Source organism: Methylobacterium sp. SD274 (assembly GCF_017355285.1).
Classification (GTDB): Bacteria; Pseudomonadota; Alphaproteobacteria; order Rhizobiales; family Beijerinckiaceae; genus Methylobacterium.
In genome coordinates this window covers 1-209 of sequence record NZ_JADIJP010000090.1, presented here as the reverse complement: position 1 = coordinate 209, position 209 = coordinate 1, and the positions used below count along the sequence as shown (strand labels likewise).

Genomic DNA, 209 nt, shown 5'->3' with positions numbered 1-209 from the left:
CCGAGATAGAACATGTTGAGCGAGGCGGCGTAGGAGTTGATGACCCAGCCGATGCCGCAGAGCGCGCCGCCGAACAGCACGACCACGCGCGGGCCGTACTTGTCCACGAACCAGCCCTCGATCGGGACCAGCCAGGTCTCGAACAGCACGAACAGGGTGAAGGCCCACTGGATCGCCGCCCGGTCGAAGCCGAACTTCTTCTGGATGTC

At 64.1% G+C, this 209-nt stretch carries 1 protein-coding gene; it reads right to left on the bottom strand.

Annotated elements, in window-relative coordinates; all coding sequences use genetic code 11:
* Window positions 1-209, bottom strand: a 209-nt coding sequence (locus tag IPV08_RS24375) for an MFS transporter (RefSeq protein WP_207414442.1), incomplete at both ends; no start/stop codon positions are given.